Annotated in this window: 4 protein-coding genes; 1 reads left to right on the top strand and 3 read right to left on the bottom strand. The window is 38.1% G+C overall.

What is annotated here, in order from left to right; all coding sequences use genetic code 11:
* Positions 1 to 207: PIN domain-containing protein (locus AW17_RS23220; protein ID WP_029280713.1), on the top strand; the 207-nt coding region annotated here is incomplete at its 5' end.
* On the opposite strand, the gene AW17_RS23215 is transcribed toward AW17_RS23220, so the two are convergent.
* The 3 genes from AW17_RS23215 to truB form a co-directional block, all read right to left on the bottom strand.
* The gene (locus AW17_RS23215; RefSeq protein WP_029280711.1) at positions 208 to 1,194 is read right to left on the bottom strand and encodes a bifunctional riboflavin kinase/FAD synthetase; all 987 of its coding nucleotides are present in this window, start codon (positions 1,192 to 1,194) and stop codon (positions 208 to 210) included.
* Positions 1,195 to 1,374: 180 nt separating this feature from the next.
* Positions 1,375 to 2,235, bottom strand: coding sequence for a YitT family protein (locus AW17_RS23210; RefSeq protein WP_029280709.1), 861 nt, complete (start codon positions 2,233 to 2,235; stop codon positions 1,375 to 1,377).
* Positions 2,232 to 2,963 (bottom strand): tRNA pseudouridine(55) synthase TruB, encoded by a 732-nt coding sequence (gene truB, locus AW17_RS23205; RefSeq protein ID WP_029280707.1) that lies wholly within the window; start codon positions 2,961 to 2,963, stop codon positions 2,232 to 2,234. Before truB ends, AW17_RS23210 begins: the two co-directional genes overlap by 4 nt.
* Positions 2,964 to 3,037 lie beyond the last annotated feature (74 nt).

Here is a 3,037-nt window from a genome sequence, read left to right as displayed (position 1 = left end):
AATCGAACTCAGGTTATTATATTAATTAACGAAAGAATAAACTTAACTGCGATTAATTTAATGCAGAGTTTTAAATTAAGCCATGGACTTGCAATACCTGATTCGGTAATTGCCGCAACAGCGATAGAAACCAAGCTAAAACTGTTTACTTATAACCTAAAAGATTTTAGATTTATTAGTGATTTAACTTTGTATCCAGAGCAGTAATTACCCATTAAAATAAGCTAAAGTAGCCTCCTTGTCTTTTTGTAACTGAACAGTTAAAGCTTCTAATCCAGTAAATTTTACATCATGACGAAGGAATTTCAAAAAGTTCATCTTAATATCCTGCCCATAAATTTCCTGGTTAAAATCAAAAATATTAACCTCAATGTTTCTGGTCATTCCGTTAATGGTTGGGCGTTGCCCGATGTAGGCCATTCCTTTGTATGGTTGAGAGTTTAAGGTTGAGGGGGTAGGGTTTAGGACTTCGGACTCTGGACATCGGACTTCGGACTCCATCTCTACGGTAACCGCATAAATGCCATCGCCCGGAATCAGTTTATAAGTTTCTTCGACAAAGATATTGGCTGTAGGGAAACCAATTGTTCTTCCGATTTTATCGCCTTTAATTACCCTTCCAAAAATAGAAAAAGGATAACCCAGATAATCGTTGGCCAAGCTTACATCGCCCGCTAAGAGTGCCTGACGGATTTTGGTAGAGCTTACTGCAACATCATGAATATCCTGCTCCATAATTTCCTCCACACTAAAACCATAATGTAAACCTGCAGCCTTTAAATCGCTTAAATTTCCAGAACGGTCTTTGCCAAAACGGTGGTCGTAACCAATAATAATATGTTTGGTACCAATATTATTCACCAGCGTGTTTTTTATATAATCTTCAGGCAGCTGATTGGAGAAATCTCTGGTAAATGGTGTGATGATTAAATGATCTACCCCTAAACTTTTTAAAATTTCGGCTTTTTCATTAATGGTATTAATCATTTTTAGCTCCTGGTTTTCAGGATCGATAATCATTCTCGGGTGCGGGAAAAAAGTTAATATTACACTTTCTCCGTTGTCGGATTTTGCCTTTTCTACCAGTTGTTTAATGATTTTTTGGTGTCCGAAATGCACGCCATCAAAAGTGCCAATGGTTACAATGGCATTATCTAATTTTTTAAAATCCGAAAGGTTATGATATATTTTCAATGGTAAATTTATTTTATCGGTGTGGGTTTTGCATGAGGGATGGAAGCGGTATCCCCCGATTTAGGCATTGTTGTTTATTATTTTGTGGCATGCTTGCTTGTTTTACAGGTTTCATCGGGGATTTAGCGTACAGCCCGACCCTTTGCACAGCTTAGGGGCATGCCCAATTTCTATTATTTATTAATGTAAAGCATGGCGTTTTACTACCCCGCCTTTTAAATCGGCAATCTGTTGCTGTATCACAAATGCATCCGGATCGATCTGGCGAATAGCGGTTTGTAATTTGCTCATTTCTAGTTTGGTAACGACGGTAAAAATAATATCGATATCTTTCTTTTCCCCATAACCACCTTCGCCTTTATAAATGGTCACCCCGCGTCTCATTTCGTTAATGATGAATTCCTTTATGTCCTCCTGGTGCTCTGAAATAATGGTAACACCGGTGTACTGTTCTATGCCGTTTACAATGAAATCGATAGTGCTTGATGCCGATAAATACGTTAGAATGGCATATAGCGCAGTTTCTATATTTAAGAAATAAGCTGCGAAGGCGAAAATAATGATATTTAAAATCAGGATGATATTTCCAACGGTTAAAATGCTGTTTTTACTGATGTAAAGTGCTAAAACCTCTGTTCCGTCGATTACACAGCCACCGCGCATGGCCAGTCCAATCCCACCGCCTAAAAATAACCCGCCGAAAAATGCGATGAGCAATTTATCGTGGGTAATGGGCTGAAAGGGAAGAAAAATTAAGGCCAATGAAAGCGCAGCAATGGCAATAGCGGTTTTAAGGGCAAAGCCTTTACCAATCTGTCTATAACCTAAAATTACAAAGGGAATGTTGATAATTACAATGAGGTACGATAAATTCCAGCCTGTTAAGGTGCTTAGCAAAAGAGAAATACCCGTAACACCCCCATCAATAAAATGACTGGGCATTAAAAAGCTTTTTAAGCCAAAACATGCCGAAGTTACACCTGCAATAATTAAAAGAATTTCTTTTATAAACCTGATGTTCCTGTTTTTGATGCGGTTCATGCCTCTGCTTCAGTTTTAGCTTCTTCTTTCTTGCTACGAATATAATTAACAAGTTCTAATACCTCAAACGCATCTTTTAGCAAAAAGTTTCCGCTACGGGTACGGGTAAGTTTGGAAAGATAAGCTCCGCTATTTAAAGTTTTACCAAAATCGGATATTAATGAACGGATGTAAGTGCCTTTACTACATACAATTCTAAAATCGATCTCTGGTAGTTCGATCCGTGTAATTTCAAACGCTGGAACACTTACAAAACGTTTACGTAGCTCAACCTCTTCACCTAACCTTGCTTTTACGTATAAACGCTCTCCATTTACCTTAACAGCAGAATGTGCTGGTGGATATTGTTCTATATCGCCAATAAATGGTGTACAGGCAGCGTATATATCTTCTTTGGTGATGTTACTGATGTCGAAAGTTTGATCTACCTCAGTCTCCATATCAAATGATGGGGTAGTAGCACCCAAAATCATGGTGCCAGTATATTCTTTCTCTTCTGCCTGGAAAGTGTCTATTTGCTTAGTTAATTTGCCTGTACAGATGATTAGCAAGCCTGTAGCAAGGGGATCTAAAGTGCCGGCATGACCAACCTTTAGTTTTAGCGGTTTTAAAGAATTACGGATTTTGCCCACCACATCAAACGAAGTCCATTTGTATGGTTTGTTAATTAAGAGCAATTCGCCTTCAGCAAAATTGAAGTCTTTAAATTTTGAATTTTCGGTACTCACAAATCTTTTTTGCGCAAAGATACGGATTCAATGTCGTTTTTTACCACAGATGAAAAGGATGCACAGGGAAATCG

The sequence above is a fragment of the Pedobacter borealis DSM 19626 genome, assembly GCF_000708285.2.
Lineage (GTDB): Bacteria > Bacteroidota > Bacteroidia > Sphingobacteriales > Sphingobacteriaceae > Pedobacter > Pedobacter borealis.
Note: the sequence above shows the minus strand (reverse complement) of the source record. Positions and strands in the feature narration are given on the sequence as shown.